The sequence below is a fragment of the Erythrobacter alti genome, assembly GCF_037996805.1.
Lineage (GTDB): Bacteria > Pseudomonadota > Alphaproteobacteria > Sphingomonadales > Sphingomonadaceae > Alteraurantiacibacter > Alteraurantiacibacter alti.
The window spans coordinates 13,531-30,678 of record NZ_JBBNAX010000009.1 but is presented as its reverse complement, the minus strand read 5'-3'; the positions used below and the strand labels follow the sequence as shown (position 1 = coordinate 30,678).

Sequence of the window (17,148 nt, the reverse complement as noted above, 5' to 3'; positions counted from 1 at the left end):
AGTAACAGGGGTGAAAGAAACATATGAGAGGACGGCTGAATGGCCCGTCAGCACACGATTTACAGGATCCTGCTGGCTTCGATTGTCGTTGCCGCAATCGGCGTTGGCGCGTGGGCTTTGCTGAAGGACGACCGGATCGAAGTGCAAGGCGGCGGCTTCCTTCGCGACGGCGAGGCCGGCTTCGTAATCACGAGTTTTGCCTATGCGGTAGGCCCTGATGCAGCCGAAGCCGGCACCTGTCCCAATGGAATGAGCAAGAACGTCGTCGAGATTTTTTCCGAAACCCCCGAAGCCGCTCGGCGGGCGGGCGAAGACGACGAGGCATATGGCCAACGGCTGGAAACCGGTGGGCAGGCATCATCGCAACTTCCCGATGGGCGGAACATGTGCATGTTCCCCGCGGTCGCCCCGCTCGATCCTCACACGCGGCAACTGCTCGATCCCGACGCCGTGGCCGACGGCATAAACCTAGACGGCGCTGTGTCCCGCTCGTCTGCTGACATTCGCTCCCGGCGGTTCGATTTTGTCTCACCTGATGGCGAGGAAGGGGTCGACAACCAGTTCTGGCGCGCGGTCGGCTGCAACCGTTCCTACCAGTCCGACGGTCAATCCAACGTTTATGAAATCGGCATGTATGCGGGCGAATGGGGCATCCTCATTTCGCTCGCTGGCGTCGATGACCTGGAGAATGACGATCACGTCCGGATCGGCATCCACGCCAGCGCCGATCCTCTTCGCCTCAGCCCGACGCGCGCTGCGCTCGAATATGCTACCTATGCCTGGGATGCCGATCCGGCATTAAACGCGACGACCACAGGCCGTATTGTTGATGGCGTGCTGATCAGCGAGCCGGTGGATGTCCAGTTCCACCACGTAACCAACAGTATGTACACGGTGCGCCCACTGCTTGACGCCCGCATACGTGCAACCCTCGATGCCAGCGGCCAGCTCAACGGCATCCTCGGAGGATACACGCCGGTCGAAGCCCTGTATGATTTCCAGTTCGGTTATCGCAACGCGCGAAATGGCGATGGCACCCCAGCCCCCGAAGCGCGCCGTTTGCAGACTTCAAACGGTTCTGCACGTGTGCTGGGTCACACTTGCCAGGGCATGTGGCAATCGCTGCATCGGCTTGCCGACGGACATCCCGATGATGGCGGCAGCTTCACCTCGATCTCGACCCAATACCGATTCGAAGCGCGCCCCGCTTTCCTGGTAGCGCCCGAACTGGATGCGGAGAGCGATGATGCCTGAGGAATCGAAAGCACCTCTCATCAGCATCGGATCTCGCGGCAAAAGACTGGTGGTTTACGCCGTGCTCGCAATCCTCGTCATGGTCTTTGCACTCGCCGTAATCGATTCAGGCGAGCCAGAGACGACCGGTGGTCCGCCAATGGTCCGCCGCCTCACCGAAGAGCAATATCGCAACTCCATTTCCGACATATTCGGTCCTGACATCGAGATTGCGGGGCGGTTCGAACGCCCGTTCCGTGCGCATGGCCTCATCGCCGTGGGCACCGGGCAAGCGGGCATTTCTCCCTTTGCGGTCGAGCAATATGAAGCTTCTGCCCAGATCATCGCCGCAACGGTCCTGAGCGAAGAACAACGCGCGAGCCAATTGGATTGCAGCCCGGCCGACGCACGCCAGTTCGATGTCGTATGTGCCAGCGCCTTCTTGTCAGACAAGGGACGCATGCTCTTCCGCCGCCCGCTCGCCGATTTCGAAGTCCAGCATTATGTCGGCCTTGCGCGCAATGGAGCCGAACAGCTTGGCGATTTCCATGACGGGCTGCGGCTCAGCCTTTATGCAATGCTGGTCGCACCCGATTTCCTGTTCCGGATCGAGCGCGTAGACCCGGAACACCCTGACCAACTTGATCCTTTTTCGCGCGCCGAGCGGCTGAGCTTCTTCCTCACCAACGCCCCGCCCGACGATGAGCTTCTAAGAGCCGCAGAAGATGGCGATCTGGACAGCACGCGTGGTATACGGGCGCAGGCCGACAGGCTCATAGCATCGGACCGTTTCGAAGGCACGGTGCGTAACTTCTTTTCCGACATGATGGAGTTCGACAGCTTCGGCGAGCTTGCAAAAGACCCGGAAATCTATCCGGCGTTCAACTCCGACCTGGCTCTTGATGCTCAGGAACAGACGCTCAAGACGATCATCGAACATGTAGTCGAGAACGATGGTGATTATCGTGACCTCTTCACGCTGCGTGACACTTACCTCACGCGCGCCTTGGGCGTTGTCAATCGCACCCCTGTGCCTGCCCGCGAAGGCTGGCAGCCAGTTACTTTCGCGCCGGATGCGGGACGCGCGGGCATCCAGTCCCACGTGTCCTTCCTCGCCTTGCACTCCCACCCGGGACGATCGTCCCCGACGCTGCGCGGTTATGCGCTGCGGCAGGTTTTCCTGTGCCAGGAAGTGCCAGATCCTCCTTCCAACGTGAATTTCACCGAAATCGAGGAGCATGTAAACGAGGCCAATGTGACTGCGCGAGATCGCCTTTCGATCCACAACACCGAACCTTCTTGTGCCGGCTGCCACAAGGTCATGGACCCACTGGGGCTGACATTGGAAAGCTTCGACGGCGTGGGCACTTTCCGTACCCACGAAAACGGTGAGTTGATCGACCTTTCAGGTGAGCTTGACGGTACGCCCTACGCCACGGCAGACGGGTTGGCGGAGGCGTTGCGCGACCACCCCGAAACACCGCGCTGCCTCGCCCAGCGCATGTATACAGCCGCCGTGGGCCGCGACATCGAATGGGGCGAACGCTACTATCTCGACTGGCTGATCGACGAATTTGCCGATGATGACTATAGTGTGCCCGACTTGATGCGCAGGATCGCCACCAGCGAGAATTTCTTCACCGTAACCCCGCCAAGGGCAAGACGGTCGGATACTACTGCTGGAGCGCGCGCCGACACGCGCGGCTCAGCTCAAGGAGATATATCATGAGCGGAATTTCAAGACGCACTGTCCTTCGCGGTGCCATTGGCGGCGCTGCGGTGGGAGTCGCAATTCCGCTGCTTGATAGCCTGTTGAACAACAACGGTACGGCGATTGCTGCCACCGGCCAGCGCATCCCTACACGCTTCGGCACATGGATCTGGGGCTGTGGCTTCATCCCCGAAAAGTGGATCCCCGGCAGCACCGGCACCGACTATGCAATGCCCGCTGATCTTGAGCCGCTGGAGCCCTATCGCGATCGCATGGCGCTCCTGTCCGGTTTCGATGTCCGCCTCGATGGAGTCGCCAACAAACCGCATATCACTGGTTGTCTTGGAATGCGCACCGGCATCCCCGTGCCCGACAGCAATGTGCGCGCCCCAACGCTCGACGTATTGATTGGTCAGCAGATTGGTGCCGATACCCGGTTCCGATCACTGGAAATCAGCAGTTGCGGGCTCGAAAACTCCTATTCGTATCATTCCGCTGGTTCCCCCAATCCCAGCGAGATGTCTCCGGTAGAACTCTATCGTCGCATCTTCGGAGCAGGTTTCCAGGACCCGAACTCGTCGAGCTTCACGCCCGATGCAGGAATCATGGCACGGCGCAGTGTGCTTTCGGCAGTGTCGGAAGATCGTCAGCGCCTGATGCGCGAAGTCGGCGCAGCGGACCGCCACCGGCTCGACGAATATTTCACCTCCATCCGCCAGATCGAGCAGCAGCTCGACCTGCAATTGCAGCCACCCGCACCAGTCGAGAATTTCGAACGTCCCGCGCAGCCAGAAGCGGACGGGTTGGGATCAGAAATCGGCGATGTGCTCGAAACGCACAAGCTTATGTCGAGTCTGTTGGCCCGCGCATTGCAGACCAACCAGACCCGCGTGTTCAACATGCTGTTTTCCGACACGACTTCCAACCTGAGGCTTCCGGGCGAGACGACAACGCACCACACGATCACGCATGAAGAAGCCAACGACCCCGAACTGGGCTATCAGAAGCAGCACAGCCAGTTCGTGACACAAAGCATGGTCGGCTGGCGCGATTTCCTCGACGCGCTTTCTGCAATCCCGGAGGGCGACGGCACGCTGCTCGACAATTGCCTGGTGCTCGCGCATTCGGATTGCTCGATCGCCAAAGCCCATGCGGTAGAGGGCATTCCTGTCATGATTGCAGGCAATGCAGGCGGCAAGGTTCGCACCGGCTACCACTTGGCAGGGGGCGGCGATTCAATCGCCCGCATCGGACTTACCGTGCAGCAGATCATGGGCGTTCCAGTTGAACGCTGGGGCCACCTCTCGATGGAGACCAATCGCACAATCAGCGAACTGGTCGCTTAAGCGGCGGCGAACCTTTCGGACAGGCATCGGTACGTTGTTTCTTGACGAAAGCAGTGGTTGGTCATCTACTGCGCGTCGACACGTCACGATTGAGAGCGCCCACCATGCCACGCATTTTGCCTCGCCTCACCATTGTCCTTGCAGCTTTGACGATGCCCTCGTCAGCCCTCGCCCTGCCACAGGGGGCCGGGCGCGATCTGGTCGAGAGCGTTTGCACCGGCTGCCACGGTACAGGTCATATCGAGCGCAGCTCTGGCTATTCGCGTGAAGACTGGCGTTTCCTGATCTCAACCATGGTTGACCTTTCGGGCAATCCTCCCGCGCAAGATGCAATTCTCGATTACCTTGCGGCGACATTCCCGCCGAGCGACAACCGCGCCGCGACCATGGTAAGCGGGCCGCTGAACATAAGCTTCGAAGAATGGATGGTCCCGACATTGGGGCAGCGTTCGCGTGATCCGGTCGAGGCGCCTGACGGCACGATCTGGTGGGTCGGCCAGTGGCTCGACATTCTGGGACGTCTCGACCCGCAAACCGGCGAGATGGAGGAATTCCGCCTGCCTAGTGGGGCGCGGCCCCATTCGGTGACTATCGGGCCGGACGGAATGGCGTGGTATACCGGCAATCGCAACGCCACCATGGGCCGCTTCGACCCGGCGACACGCGAAATCACCGAATACCCGATGCCCGATCCGGCCGCGCGCGATCCGCACACGGCCGAGTTCGATGCCGAGGGTATCCTCTGGTTCAGCCTCCAAGGCAGCAACATGATCGGCCGACTTGATCCTGAAACCAGCGAAGTGAGGCTCGTGCGAAGCCCGCGGGATAACTCGCGGCCATATGGCGTGAAAATCGCGGAGGGCGGCACAGTCTGGGTCGCCTGCAACGGGGCCAATTGCCTGCTCCGCATTGATCCGGACACAATGGACGTCACCGAAATTACCCTGCCCGAAGAGGGCACAACCGTCAGGCGGCTCGATATCGATGAGGACGGCATTATCTGGTGGGTCAATTCGGGCCTTGGGCGATTGGGGCGCTATGATCCGGTGAGCGGCGACATTACCGAGTGGGCCTCCCCCAGCGGCCCGAGATCGCATCCCTATGCCATCGCCATCTTCGACGGCGCAGTGTGGTACAACGAAAGCGGCGTACGCCCCGATATGCTCGTCCGGTTCGATCCGGAGGCGGAGACCTTCCAGAGCTGGCCCATCCCCTCCGGCCCGGTCCGCGGCGGGATATTGCGCCACATGCGCACCACAATCGACGGCAGTGCCTTGCTGATCCACCAGAGCGGCACGAACCATATCGCGCGCGTGACGGTCGAGCGCGAGTAGACGCCGTATCAAAGTTGGCTAGTGGTTGCCTAAGTCGTGGCATCGATCCGAACAGCACGGCGAAAACGCGGGCGCTCGGCGTAGGTCAGCGCGCGCCAGCCCCATTCGAGCGGTCCGTAGGCAAAGTATGTGAGCCACAGATGGCTGAAGACCACCTGTGCCGCATAAAACGCAAAGACCATTGGCAGGAAAGCAGAAAGCCCCGCCTTACCAGCTAGTGCCAGCCCCGGACCTACTCCCGTCAGGATCAGAGTGATCGCAAATCCCTGCATGACATAATTGGTAAGCGCCATGCGCCCCACCGGCGCAAATGGCCTGACTAGCCAACTCGATACCCGCGTGTTGAAGAGCAGGACCAGTGCGCAGACGTAGCCTGCTGCGATCATCGGTGTTGCAATGGCATGAAGCGCTTCCCCTGCCACGGCTGTCCAGGGCTCGCCCGACCCGATCAGTCCCTCTTCCGACAAAAGCCGAACAGCTTCGAGCGACCAGCCGCCCAGCAGCAAGGGCCACAACCAGCGGCGGAAAGGTGAAAGATTATCCTTCGCGTTCTGTATCCAGCCCTTTCGGGCAATCCATGCGCCTATGTAGAACCTGCCCGTTGCATAAGCGATCCATCCAATCAGCCCTCCGTTGAGCAACCAGCCGAGCCACAGGTTTTCGGCCATCAGGGACATGAAGCCGGGAAAGTCGCCAGCCTGCGCCGCCGCCTGCCGCGCCAGCACTTCGCTATCGGCGAAGGTTATCGCATCCAGTGGGCCGGAAATGCCCGACCAGGAAAACAATGCGGTGATGGCCGGTTTGCCAAGAAGCAGCAGCGCCCCGCCAATGAGGAGCAGCGATCGGTTGGACAGTTTCCTGCTGAATAGCAGGATAAAGGCCGCGATACCGTAAATGTGGAGGACGTCCCAGCTGAACAGCAGCAGCACGTGGAGCCATCCGAAAATGAGCAGGATTCCCGCACGTCGGAGATAGATTTCACGAAATGGCGCACCGCGCGCCTCCAGCCTTTGCATCTGCACCCAGAATCCCAGGCCGAACAGGCACGCAAACAGCGTATTGGCCTTGTCCGCCACGAAAAGCCGGACCCAGAAATCCAGTCTCGTGTCAGCGGCTGCGCTGGGAAGTGCTGCTAGCTGATCGGCAGTGATGGTGACATCAACTCCCCCCAGTTCCTTGAGGTTGATTATCATCACGCCGAGCAGGGCAAAGCCGCGCAAGACGTCGAGTTCGCCAACACGTTCGCGCGAGGTGATCGGTGCTACGCCGCTCACGCAAGTTGGCCGAGCGCACGGGCCAGTTCGAGCGTGTCGATGTGCTGTTGGAAGCCGGTGATGCGGCCTTCTTTGACTGTCCACCAATGCACGACCTGCGGACTGGCGGCGCTCCCGGTGGCGGTTGCTGTGAAGTGATAGCGGCCCTGCATAACCACAGTATCGCCCTCGGTCACGAACGCCTCGCGCTCGACCCTGAACCCCTCGAAGTCACTTCCCAACTGCACGAATACACCCTCGACCACGGCTTGTGGCCCGACATAGGGATTGCCGTCTGCCAGATGGTTGTTCTCCGCCTCGTTCCAGACAATGTCATCTGCCATGACCGCGGTTGCTCCCGCGATATCTCCCGTATCGAAGGAAGCGTAGAGCGATTGTACTATTTCCGAGTTCGTGGGCATCAGTAGTTCTCCTGCAAAGGTTCTGTCGCGACCGTCGGGCCTCCCGATCACTCGGGCGGCATCCGGTCGAATTGCGGCAGGCCGTCATCCAGCTTCACCCAGGGTTGTTTGTTTGAGACGAAGATATGCATCTCCGGCGCGACGGCGGACTGGTCATCCAGCGCGCCTGCCTTGATGAAAACAAATCCGGGATCGGCCTCGCAGATGAGAAACAGTGCTGACCCGCAATTCGCACAGGAACGGCGGTGCACCTGTTTCCCGGAGTCTCCGGTAACGGTGTACGTCGCCAGATCGCCCTGCGTCTGGCCCCTTGTCGGGCACCATCAGTTCGACGGAAAACGGGGCACCCGAGATGCGCTGACAATCTTCGCAATGACAGAAGAACGTCAGTTCAGCTTGCTCCGAGAATGAGAAATGCGCTTCGCCGCAATGGCAAGTTCCGCTTTGAGTACTGGTCAATTTCCTGCTCCTTCAATTGGATACATCGGCGGCTATCAGCCAGCGCTCGCCAACCTTGCGCCAAATGAGCGAAGCATATCCGCCGAACATGCGCTCACCTTCCCCGTCGAAGACTTCGTATCGCTGGAGTTCGTGGAACGCGTCTGGCCCAAGCCATTCGATCCGGACCACTTCGAGCGTGGCGGTGCTGGCCGGGCTTTCGACAACCGCCTGCCAGAACGCTGCGATTCCCGCAGCGTCGGTCAGCAGGCTGTCGGATGATGGCGAATACACGGCATCGTCTGTGTACAGTTCGAGGACTTGTGCAATCTCGCCTGTGCGGATTGCCTCCAGCACGGCATGTGTCCGGTGGCGAAGCACCTGCTCGATTTCGGCCTGAAATCCACCGGTCGCGTAACCGGCAGGCGTGCCCTGCTCCAGCCTCACCAGCGCGTTGCCCAGCCCCGACACGTAGACCGTACCATCCGGAGCGAGGATAACACCGGTCAGCAAGCCGGGCATCGGCCCCCACATCTGCGGCGTCAGCAACTCCAGAACGGATTCGCCATTTGCAAGGCGGCGGTTCGTCTCCGCCACTATATCGGCACTGGCCTGTGGTGTTGGTGCGAAGACCGTCCGGGCTGTTCCGGTATCGGGATCGACCACGAAGACGGCATTGCCGAACGGGCTGGCGATCCACAAATCGCCATTGTCATCCAGTTCAAGGTTATCCGGGGTCGGCAATTCCACGAGCACGCGCCTGTCGCCCAACGCTCCACTGTCCGGATCGACACTGAAACCCAGCACCCTGCTCCTGACGATTTCCGCGACGTAGAGCCGTCCGCGCGCCGCGTCGAATGCAATACCATTGGCGAAATCGAGGCCTTCGACCATCTTGACCGCGCGCGGTTCGTCACGGTCCAACTGATCAGCCGCGATACGCCATACCGCGCCATCGGACAGTGGCCTGTCCGCCGCGGCGAACATGCGCGATTCCGAACCTTCGCCAGCCTCATTCTCGGTGGATTGAGTAAACCATATTGCCCCTGACGGGTCGCGCACGACAGCATTCACACCGAAGGGATGATCGTAGATCAGACGTACCTGTTCGGTCATCGTATCGACCCGGTAGATATGTCCGCCGGTGATATCCGCCACCAGAACGTGACGCATATCCGGCTCCCACGAGATACCGTTCGGACTGTTCCACAGCGCGTCGGGCCTGCTCCGGAAACCGGCTGCGGCAAAATCACCGAACGGCTGCTTTGAGCCGTCAGGCGACAGCGTGACGAGGCCGTGGTCCCAGTCACCTACGAGCAGCCGCCCATCGGGCAGAACCACACCATCCTCGGCATGAGTCAGCGAGCGATCAGCCGGAAAGAGTGAGTATTGCTGCGTGGATGTTTCACCCGCTTGCCCGGCATCCCTGTCCGACCCCTCGGCAATAGCTGGAGAGGATGCAAGTGATAGCGCCGCCGCCGCCAAGGTTGAGGCCAGAGCATTGCGGTAACAGGAACCCCCCAGCATCAGACCGCATCCATCAAAACGATGTCCCAGCGGTAGGAAGCAGGGCCATCGGTTCGCGCAACTGTCATCGGTGCCTGGCCACCCAGACCGGCGTAAACGAAATCTCCCGAGTTCTGATCGGCCTCATCATCGAAATACATCTGTGTGATCAGGCGATGCGAGGTTCCCTGCACATCGAAATGGATATGCGGTGTGCGCAGGCCCAGCGGCGTGTCGTAGAAACGCGGCTTGATCGTCCTGATCCGCCATTCGCCCGAACTGCCGGTGACAAGGCGCGCCATGCCCTGGAAATTCGGATCGAGTGCACCTGTACTGATATCGTTTGCATGGGCGTAGCGACCCGCCGCGTTGGCTTGCCACAGTTCGATGCGGGCGCCGCTCATGGGATTGCCGTGACGGTCTAGGACGCGACCGGTCACTTCGATAACGTCGCCTAAGGCACGCTCGGTGCGACCATCGATCATGGTCAGGTCGGCATCGTCCTCACCCGCATAACCGCTCGGGTAAAACGGACCGAGTGCCTGCTCGGGCGTGGGCGAGACAGCGTGATCCTGTGCCAGTGAGCGACCGGCAAAAAGCAGGCTTGCGGCGGAAAGACTACTGGCTGTGAAGGCTCGGCGGGACAGGCGATGATTAATTTTGGACATGACTGGATCTCCTCATTCAACGAAGCGCGAAAAATGCGATGCTCAAGGCGGTCATCACGACGATAGCAGCAATGTTCAGCAATTGGATCGGCCGCTCCGGCTGCGATTCCACCGGCATGGTGGGGCCGGTCACGGCGACATGGTTCAAGACGGCAATTATGGGTGCGGCGACGAACGCGAGGCTCGTCGCCAGATCCATCAGCGTGGTGAAATCGGACAGCAAGGTGAACAGCACGAGTATGTCGAGCACCACCAGCACCGGCACGGCAAAACGGTAGAACCGGTTGAAATCGGCATCATTGGTCCGGTCGCTGATGTGCTGGACGGTCGAGGCGGCGATCCGGCTGCCAATATCAACCGCAGCGAGCGCCGTTGTCAGCATCACGCTCAGCGCTGCGATCGCGGCAAGCATTGCCGCGCTTTCGCCCAGCACCGAGCGGTAAAGCCCGATTACTTGCGCGGCAAAGGCTGGCGCATTGCTTTCCGGCGCGACGCTTGCCGAGTGCATGACACCCGCGCCCATGATGCAGAAGCAGACCGCCATAATGGCCGTCAGCGTATAGCCTGATGCAAAGGCCTTGCGAGCGTCGGCGATGAGGCTGCCATTACCCTCGCCCAGGTTCCGCTCCACCTTGGCGGTCCAGAGGGACTGCGACACCGACACTTCGAGCGGATTGGGCATGAACCCGGCCAGTGCGATGACGAACAGGATGGCGACCGGGTCTGCCACCCATGTCACATCGGCAAGCGTTCCCCATTCGACGCGCGGCAGCACCAGCACGGTAGTTGCGAGTGTCGAGACCACCAGGAAGGCGAGCAGCACCCTGTTGACCTTGTCGAGCCAGTCATAACCTCCAAACAATAGCAGCGCCCCAATGGTCAGAAGCAATACCGCCCCGACAGTTGTTACCGGCAGTTCGACGCCAGTGACTGCGATGAATACACCCGCCGTGGCAGCGGTGACTGCGGCGTGGATGATCGGCGTTATCGGTATGATCGCGAGCGCAAACAGCACCACGGCCCAGCGCCCGAGGTGGCGATAGCCGGCAAGGATCGAGCGATGGGTCGCGTGGCCATAGTCGACACCAAAACGGAAGGCCGGATATTTGAGCAGGTTGACGAGCAGGATGATAACCACCAGCGCCAGGCCGTAGACCGCCCCGGCACGGGTGGACTGGACGAGGTGTGAAGTGCCGATTGCACAACCCGAAAACAGCAGCGCCGGACCGATAAGCTTCCACATGCCGGGTCGTGGCGCGACGTATGCAGGATTTGCCGTTGCCACCGCTATGATCCGCTGACTGCATGGTCTTCGCGTGCCGAATCCCGCCAGCCATGTTCCAGCCAGTCGGCAAGGTCTGGTTCTAGTTCCTGCTCCATAAGTGCGCGGTAATCTTCGAGGTCCTCCTCGGACAGCACGCCTTCCCAGCGCTTGTTGGTTCCCTTGTTGACGAAGCGGCGCGCACCTCCTTCGAAGGCTTCCATGAGGTTGGGCAGAAGCGCCTCGCTGTCGCGCTTCATGGCATCAAAGCCCGCAGCCTCTACCATTTGCGTCCAAAGGGGTTCGGGGGTTTCGATACCGCAGAATTGTGCAACCCGGCGCATCTCTCCCTCGCGGTCCGCCTTGAGGTCATTGTAGTGCAACAACAGGACATTCGGGCGATTGCGTTCGGCCCAGAAGCCTCGCGACATCTCGAACATCTCGCGCGATGTGTAGTCATCGAATGGCGCATAGGCAGGGTCTCGCATCCAGCGGCGGAAGAACGCCTGCGGCTCTTGGGGCGCCCGCGGATAGGGTGCTCCAAGCTCCGGGTTGGCCATGCCCCGCTCATCCAGCTCACTGAGCGTCTTTGCCGAATAGGCGCTTGTATGATCAAAGAACGACATGACCGCATCGCGCGGATCCCTTGCAACGTGAATGTAAAGCACATCATCATGCAACGGCAGCGCAGAAAGCGGCGCATGCGATTTCAGCGAGCGAGGACCTTCGGTGGCTTCCAAGGCAGGGATCGCGAGATCATTGGGCACGAAATAGGCATCGAGCCACGGCTGCGTCATGGTGAAGGGTCTGTGTTCGATCGACTGGTGCAACAACATGTCGAGGATGCGCTGCGTCCAGGTGGTGCCGCATTTGGGCGGCGTGACCACCACTATGTCGCCAGGACGAAGGGCAAAATCGTTCCAGACCCGCGTATCGCAATGCCAATTGTCGACGATATGTTCGGGAGAACGTAGTTTCGTCATGCTGAAAACCTTTCGATGGAACTGTGCTGCGGGCAAATGCCGGAATCCGGCGCATGGCCGATCGTGACGTGCCGGCACGTCATTGCGCTTCTGCCGGCAGGGCAGAGACGATTTCGCGATAGATTTTTATCGTGCCGTCGGGTTGCCGCCGGTAAATCAGCAACCAGTTGCCCTCCTCCACGACCGCCTCATCGGTTTGCGGATCGGTGTGGGTATAGGCATAGCGGCTGGAGTAGATCGCCATATCGCCCGCCTGCGTGACGACCACTTCTTCGTCATTGATGGTCATCTCGAGTGCAGGGTCGGCCACTGCCAAACTTGTGTTGGCCAGGTTTGCGTGTTGATCGGCATTGGGTTGACCATGCGCGATTTGGACAAAATCCGGCGCGGTGCTCCGCACTGCACGCTCGGCATCCCGGGCGTTGTACGCCGCGACTGTTTGACCAACATCGGCCATCACTGCCTCTCCGATAGCCGACTGGTCGGCCCGCTCGGACTCGCTGGCGGGCGAACCACAGGCGGCAAGCGGAGCAGCAAGCGTGACGACCAAAACCGCCACCAGCCTGCCGCTCCTGCCCCCCATTTTCACGGTGCGTGACCGTGCATTGATCATCGTGACCCCCCTCCACGGTTATCTGATCGAAGCCATAGTCCCACAAGCCACGCGACTTGTCCTGATCGTCATCTGATGGTTTTCTTATGGCTTGTTTTTGCAGGATGATTTCACGCAAATCCGTCTTTTACGCAGGTCAAATTTCTCTGTCCCTGCGGATTGAAATTCCTTGGAGGACTGCGCGAAAGTGCTAAGGAGCGGGCAGGGGGGACATGTTTGGAAATTGGCGAGCCGGTCTGAATTTTCGCTGGAGGCTTTCACGCTCGACGGTGTACTTGTCGAGCCGGCAGCCATGCGCCTGTCCAGCCCGCACGCAACCAGCATGGTCGAGCCCAAGGTCATGGCCCTTTTGGCCACGCTCGCGGAATTTCCCGGACAGCTCATGCAGCGCAGCGAGCTTATCGAACGGCTCTGGCCCCACGGCGAAGGAGGCGACGAAAGCCTCAGCAGGCTGATATCGCTGTTGCGCAAGACACTGGCAGACGATCACCAGCTCGAAGACCGCATCGCGACCATTCGCAAACTCGGATACCGTCTCGATGCAACGATAGAATCCGCCCTAGCTGCGCCGCAGGACCTTGCCACTGCGCAAGCTGAGACCTTCGATCCCCTCGCCGAAACGGGGCGTAAGGCGGGTATCCGATACGCAGTGGCAATCGCGGCGGTTTTCGCTGTCCTCGCGCTGTTTTCCCTGGCTATCCTGCGCGGTGACAGCCTCGGGGCATCGGATGCAGGGACCGCGATGCAGGACCCGCGTGTCTCGTTGGCGATACTCCCGATCGAAAACGACAGCCGGTCGACGGAAAGAACATTTCTGGCCGAGGGCATGACGCGTGACATCATTTCGCGCCTCTCGCGCGTACCGGATATGCGGATCACGCCGTACAGTTCCACCAGAGATATACTGACATCGGCCGATTCAAGGGTGGCCGAACTCGGTGCGCGCTACCTCGTTTCCGGCTCGCTCAGCGAACAGGGAGACAATTTCCTGCTCCGTATCGACCTGATCGACACCGAAAGCCAAACGCAGATCTGGTCCAAGCGGTTTACTCGCCCCATCGGCGATTTCTTCGAACTGCAGGATCAGGCTGTGCAAGAAATCGCTACCGCCGTGCTATCGGAAATCGAAGCATCGGAAATCGCGCGCGTGCGCAAACGCGATACCTTTGACCTCAACGTGTACGAACTGGTCCAAAAGGCAGAGGATGAGCGCTATCGCTACGGCCGCGAGCCTGCCTTGCGGATAGTCGATCTGGCGCGACGTGCGCTGGAGATCGATCCGGATAGCCGTGCCGCGCAGACCCTGCTTGCGACCCAGCTCGTCCTCAACGCCACAAGCAGGTATTCGGTGAACCGCGAACAGGACCTTGTCGAAGCGCGCCAACTGATTGCTTCGCTGCGCGGGTCCGATCCCGGCGATCCGGAAATCCTTGCTGTGGCAGGGCAATTGGCGATCTATATCGATGGAGATTTGCCGACCGCGCGAAGGCTGTTGTCCAGGGCGCTGGAGATCAATCCCAACGAAGCGCACACCGCGGCAGTGCTTGGCCTGGCGACCTGTTACCTTGGCGATGCGGAGGATGGTCTGGCGCTCCTGCGGCAATCGGAAACGCGCGCGCCGCGAGAGCGGCGCTACAGCTTGTGGGCGTGGTTCCGCTCAAGCTGTCACAACTCCCAGGGTGAATATGCGGCCGCACGTGAGGCGATGGTCGAAGCGATCGACCGGAACCCCAATTACGCCCACTTCTACTATGGCCTCGCATTCAGCGAATGCATGGAGGACAGGCCGCGCGCTGCTGTAGCCAATGTCAACGAGGCCCGCCGCATTGATCCGCAAATCACGCTTGCGCGCTATCAGGGCGCCGTCATGGGCGCCAGATATCCCGGCGCGCCCGGCATGTCAGCTGACCGACAATTCGCCAAATTCGCTCGCTGCCTGAGCGACTGAATTCTTCCGAAAGACAAGTGCTTGGGCAAGTGGCGGTGGAGGCAGTCACAACGCAATTAGTCTCCTTCGAAAGACCGCTTTGCGCCCTCAAATTTGCACGATTCTCAGCTATTAGCTCCAGTCTAAGAGCCGCCATAAGCGAGATTCGGGATGGAACCACCAACGTCGCGCCTGATGGTAACGAGCGCCAGTCGTGAGTTGTTGCAAAGAGGCAGGCGCTATTGCCATCATTCACCCTTATTAAGCATGAGTGTTCGCAGGAGGAGACGCACCAAATGAAAGCGTGAGCGTCGACCAGTTGACCTCCACCGCTTGCAGCAGCTGGATTAGGCGTTCCTAATCGATGCAATTAGTTCGCGATCTCATTGGCAGACTGTGATAATATCTGCCAATGATTGAGGTGTTGATACTGGCTTCGGTCCCAGCCGAGCCAGCCGCAATTTATCAAGATCAGGAACGGCCAGAAATTGTCGTAACGGGCGAGCGCGTTTCGCGTACCATCAAAGAGACGGCTTCCAGCGCTGTCGTCCAGGACCGCGAGGCAATCGACGAATTAGCCAGCCCCGATAGGGTTGAACAACTACTCTCGCATATCCCCAATATCCAACTAGGATCAGGCGGAGAAGGGCCATCAATCAGAGGTCAAGATTCCACGGGGGTCGTGCGTGATCTTCCAGCCTTTCTTTCTGGTTCGCGCCCGCGTGTCACAATCCGGGTCGATGGTAGAACCCTCACTTATTACGAGCTTGCGTTCGGCATGAATTCGATTTGGGACGTTGAACGCTTCGAAGTTTTCCGTAGCCCGCAATCGACTTCGCAAGGGCGTAATTCAATTGGCGGCGCGATCCATGTCGAAACCAATGAACCCACCTTCGATTGGCAGGGACGAGCCCGGGTTGTCGCAGGAAATTACGACAAACGGCACACCTCAGGTTTGATTTCTGGTCCGCTCTTAGACGATACAATCGCATTTCGAATTAGCGGAGATTGGCAACGCAGTCGAACATCTAGCGAGATCGTCAGTGCGGTAGTTGGTATCGACCCCAACATCGATGAATTTTATTTTGTGCGCGCCAAGATGCTGGTGGAGCCGTCCAGCCTTCCGGAAACTCGCATTGGCTTGACCTATTCGCACGGATTCTCCCGCATGCCTCAAATCGAAGGGATCAAACAGCCTTTCGAAGATCGCCTCGATCCAAACGCGATTTATGGCATATTCGAGATAAGCGTGGATTCCCTGACAAGCGAAATCTCGTACCAGCCCTCGGACGGTCTCGAATTGCGCGTGATTTCCAGCTTCGGCGTAGCTGACGTTCAACGCTATGCCCCGGAGGGGTTGGGGGAGGCTGCCATCTACTCCAGGGACTTCTCGGTCGAGCCAGTCATCACTTGGCGATCGAGCGACGGACTGACGCTGACAGGGGGAACGAACTTCACGCGGTCGAGCCTTGAGCAGATCATCAACCTTGCCGCGTTTCCCCTGGTTCGCGGAGCCGGTGTGTTTTCAGATACGCAGATTAGCCTCGGGCTTTTCGGCGAGGTTAGTTATCCACTAGACACGTCGTTCACTTTGATTGCGGGATTGCGTTACCAATATGACGGACAGGTCCGGCTTGGGGCGCTAACGGGAAATGTTCTCAGCCTTCCCGTTGAATATGATAGAACATTCACGGCTTGGTTGCCAAAAGTCTCACTCGCTTGGGACGTAACATCGGAACTGCGTGTTGGATCAATGATTCAGCGCGCGTCCAACCCAGGTGGTATAAACATCAATGCGGCAATTGGACAGGTTGAGACGTTCGACGCTGAATATCTCTGGGATTTCGAGATTTTCGGCCGCCTGCAGTTGATCGATAACAGTCTGGCCGCTTCGGCCAATGTCTTTCGATACGAATTGACCGATGCCCAGCGCCCCACCGCCATTCCGGTAGTTCTCCCCGGCGGTCAAGTTACCACAATAGCAAGTGTCGGCAACGCGCCCCGCGCCTGGTCAATGGGTGGCGAGTTCGCTGTGGACTGGCGACCATCAAGGCGGCTTCAAATACGAGGTGCAATCGGCATCCTCGACACGCGGACGACAGAAACCATCGATCCAACTGACCTGACCCTAGGCAAGCGGTTTCAGCGGTCCCCGCATTTCAGTGGCTCGGGTTCGTTGGTTTGGGCGCCTTCCGAGCATTTTACGCTTTCCGCACAGGTTCGACACAACAGTAGCTATTTCAGTGACGATCTAGAAACTGCCGCGCGTCGCATTGACGGATCCACCACCCTGGACGCGAGAGCATCGTGGACTTGGGGCGGCATCACTGCATTCGGATATGTTCGCAACCTGCTCGACGAGTTCTACCTCACCTATCGCTTTGCTGACCTGATGAGCGCAACTGCAGGTGATCCTCGAGAAGTCGGGGCTGGCATCGAGGCTCGGTTTTGAT

At 59.5% G+C, this 17,148-nt stretch carries 15 protein-coding genes and 1 pseudogene; 7 read left to right on the top strand and 9 right to left on the bottom strand.

From position 1 onward, the window contains the following. Positions 1-39: 39 nt before the first annotated feature. The 4 genes from AAC850_RS11940 to AAC850_RS11925 all read left to right on the top strand — a co-directional run bounded on the left by AAC850_RS11940 (position 40) and on the right by AAC850_RS11925 (position 5,624). Positions 40-1,254, top strand: a complete 1,215-nt coding sequence (locus tag AAC850_RS11940; RefSeq protein WP_340588986.1) for a hypothetical protein — start codon at positions 40-42, stop codon at positions 1,252-1,254. After that, positions 1,247-2,962, top strand: coding sequence for a DUF1592 domain-containing protein (locus tag AAC850_RS11935; protein ID WP_340588985.1), 1,716 nt, complete (start codon positions 1,247-1,249; stop codon positions 2,960-2,962). Before AAC850_RS11940 ends, AAC850_RS11935 begins: the two co-directional genes overlap by 8 nt. Beyond that, complete coding sequence (locus AAC850_RS11930; RefSeq protein WP_340588984.1) at positions 2,959-4,290, top strand: DUF1552 domain-containing protein; 1,332 nt, start codon at positions 2,959-2,961, stop codon at positions 4,288-4,290. Before AAC850_RS11935 ends, AAC850_RS11930 begins: the two co-directional genes overlap by 4 nt. A gap of 152 nt (positions 4,291-4,442) precedes the next feature. Beyond that, a complete protein-coding gene (locus tag AAC850_RS11925) occupies positions 4,443-5,624 on the top strand; it encodes a Vgb family protein (RefSeq protein ID WP_340588983.1) in 1,182 nt (393 codons plus the stop codon). A 29-nt stretch (positions 5,625-5,653) separates the two neighbouring features. Here AAC850_RS11925 and AAC850_RS11920 read toward each other — a convergent pair whose 3' ends face one another. The 9 genes and pseudogenes from AAC850_RS11920 to AAC850_RS11885 all read right to left on the bottom strand — a co-directional run bounded on the left by AAC850_RS11920 (position 5,654) and on the right by AAC850_RS11885 (position 12,714). Continuing rightward, on the bottom strand, positions 5,654-6,898 hold the full coding sequence (locus AAC850_RS11920) for a DUF418 domain-containing protein (RefSeq protein WP_340588982.1): 1,245 nt from the start codon (positions 6,896-6,898) through the stop codon (positions 5,654-5,656). Beyond that, on the bottom strand, positions 6,895-7,299 hold the full coding sequence (locus AAC850_RS11915) for a nuclear transport factor 2 family protein (RefSeq protein WP_340588981.1): 405 nt from the start codon (positions 7,297-7,299) through the stop codon (positions 6,895-6,897). The genes AAC850_RS11920 and AAC850_RS11915 overlap by 4 nt, the downstream gene beginning before the upstream one ends. A 47-nt stretch (positions 7,300-7,346) precedes the next feature. Further along, positions 7,347-7,589, bottom strand: coding sequence for a GFA family protein (locus AAC850_RS11910; protein WP_479691106.1), 243 nt, complete (start codon positions 7,587-7,589; stop codon positions 7,347-7,349). 25 nt (positions 7,590-7,614) lie between these two features. Further along, a pseudogene (locus AAC850_RS14000) lies at positions 7,615-7,758 on the bottom strand (GFA family protein); the annotation flags it as partial. A 12-nt stretch (positions 7,759-7,770) separates the two neighbouring features. Then, the gene (locus AAC850_RS11905) at positions 7,771-9,264 is read right to left on the bottom strand and encodes an SMP-30/gluconolactonase/LRE family protein (protein ID WP_340588980.1); all 1,494 of its coding nucleotides are present in this window, start codon (positions 9,262-9,264) and stop codon (positions 7,771-7,773) included. Beyond that, positions 9,264-9,911 (bottom strand): dioxygenase family protein, encoded by a 648-nt coding sequence (locus AAC850_RS11900; protein ID WP_340588979.1) that lies wholly within the window; start codon positions 9,909-9,911, stop codon positions 9,264-9,266. Before AAC850_RS11900 ends, AAC850_RS11905 begins: the two co-directional genes overlap by 1 nt. Before the next feature lie 16 nt (positions 9,912-9,927). Then, positions 9,928-11,154: a divalent metal cation transporter gene (locus AAC850_RS11895; RefSeq protein ID WP_340588978.1), complete on the bottom strand. Its 1,227-nt coding sequence runs from the start codon at positions 11,152-11,154 to the stop codon at positions 9,928-9,930. A gap of 44 nt (positions 11,155-11,198) precedes the next feature. Further along, positions 11,199-12,155, bottom strand: a complete 957-nt coding sequence (locus AAC850_RS11890) for a sulfotransferase domain-containing protein (protein ID WP_340588977.1) — start codon at positions 12,153-12,155, stop codon at positions 11,199-11,201. 79 nt (positions 12,156-12,234) lie between these two features. Further along, the gene (locus tag AAC850_RS11885) at positions 12,235-12,714 is read right to left on the bottom strand and encodes a YybH family protein (RefSeq protein ID WP_340588976.1); all 480 of its coding nucleotides are present in this window, start codon (positions 12,712-12,714) and stop codon (positions 12,235-12,237) included. Here AAC850_RS11885 and AAC850_RS11880 point away from each other — a divergent pair. The 3 genes from AAC850_RS11880 (at position 12,695) to AAC850_RS11870 (ending at position 17,147) form a co-directional block, all read left to right on the top strand. Beyond that, the gene (locus tag AAC850_RS11880; RefSeq protein WP_340588975.1) at positions 12,695-12,844 is read left to right on the top strand and encodes a hypothetical protein; all 150 of its coding nucleotides are present in this window, start codon (positions 12,695-12,697) and stop codon (positions 12,842-12,844) included. The two genes, AAC850_RS11885 and AAC850_RS11880, sit on opposite strands and share 20 nt — an antisense overlap. 147 nt (positions 12,845-12,991) lie before the next feature. Further along, positions 12,992-14,716: a winged helix-turn-helix domain-containing protein gene (locus AAC850_RS11875; RefSeq protein WP_340588974.1), complete on the top strand. Its 1,725-nt coding sequence runs from the start codon at positions 12,992-12,994 to the stop codon at positions 14,714-14,716. Between the two features lie 391 nt (positions 14,717-15,107). After that, positions 15,108-17,147 (top strand): TonB-dependent receptor, encoded by a 2,040-nt coding sequence (locus AAC850_RS11870; RefSeq protein ID WP_340588973.1) that lies wholly within the window; start codon positions 15,108-15,110, stop codon positions 17,145-17,147. Position 17,148: the final 1 nt, after the last annotated feature.

Coding starts and splice junctions, on each gene's coding strand:
- AAC850_RS11890 (WP_340588977.1), bottom strand. CDS start 12,155: ATGACGAAACTACGTTCTCCCGAACATATCGTCGACAATTGGCATTGC.
- AAC850_RS11940 (WP_340588986.1), top strand. CDS start 40: ATGGCCCGTCAGCACACGATTTACAGGATCCTGCTGGCTTCGATTGTC.
- AAC850_RS11915 (WP_340588981.1), bottom strand. CDS start 7,299: ATGCCCACGAACTCGGAAATAGTACAATCGCTCTACGCTTCCTTCGAT.
- AAC850_RS11900 (WP_340588979.1), bottom strand. CDS start 9,911: ATGTCCAAAATTAATCATCGCCTGTCCCGCCGAGCCTTCACAGCCAGT.
- AAC850_RS11905 (WP_340588980.1), bottom strand. CDS start 9,264: ATGCTGGGGGGTTCCTGTTACCGCAATGCTCTGGCCTCAACCTTGGCG.
- AAC850_RS11930 (WP_340588984.1), top strand. CDS start 2,959: ATGAGCGGAATTTCAAGACGCACTGTCCTTCGCGGTGCCATTGGCGGC.
- AAC850_RS11870 (WP_340588973.1), top strand. CDS start 15,108: ATGATTGAGGTGTTGATACTGGCTTCGGTCCCAGCCGAGCCAGCCGCA.
- AAC850_RS11935 (WP_340588985.1), top strand. CDS start 1,247: ATGCCTGAGGAATCGAAAGCACCTCTCATCAGCATCGGATCTCGCGGC.
- AAC850_RS11925 (WP_340588983.1), top strand. CDS start 4,443: ATGCCCTCGTCAGCCCTCGCCCTGCCACAGGGGGCCGGGCGCGATCTG.
- AAC850_RS11895 (WP_340588978.1), bottom strand. CDS start 11,154: ATGTGGAAGCTTATCGGTCCGGCGCTGCTGTTTTCGGGTTGTGCAATC.